1 protein-coding gene is annotated in these 258 nt (G+C 42.2%); it reads right to left on the reverse strand.

The window, feature by feature from the left end:
- Nucleotides 1-197: hypothetical protein (locus tag FD23_RS08945; RefSeq protein ID WP_201778774.1), on the reverse strand; the 197-nt coding region annotated here is incomplete at its 3' end.
- Nucleotides 198-258: the final 61 nt, after the last annotated feature.

A 258-nucleotide genomic window follows, 5' to 3' on the forward strand; every position in this document is an offset into this window, starting at 1 on the left:
GTTGGCTCACTGATTCCATGATCTGAAGCGCACTGCTTGTAGGTCTTAACTGGCGGGTGATTGGCATCCATGTCTTTAAGAATGCGGATTCTGTTGGCCACCGTTTCACTCGTGTTTTTCTGGCGAAGAATTTTGTTAAGTCGCTTAAGTTCGTCATCGGTCAATTTGACAATGTATTTTTTAGAAGTAGGTGTCATGGTTGATAAACCTCCGCAGCTAATTGATAGATATACTACAGAGATTGTACCAGAATTGCAC

This window comes from Lactobacillus delbrueckii subsp. delbrueckii DSM 20074 = JCM 1012, assembly GCF_001433875.1.
Classification (GTDB): Bacteria; Bacillota; Bacilli; order Lactobacillales; family Lactobacillaceae; genus Lactobacillus; species Lactobacillus delbrueckii.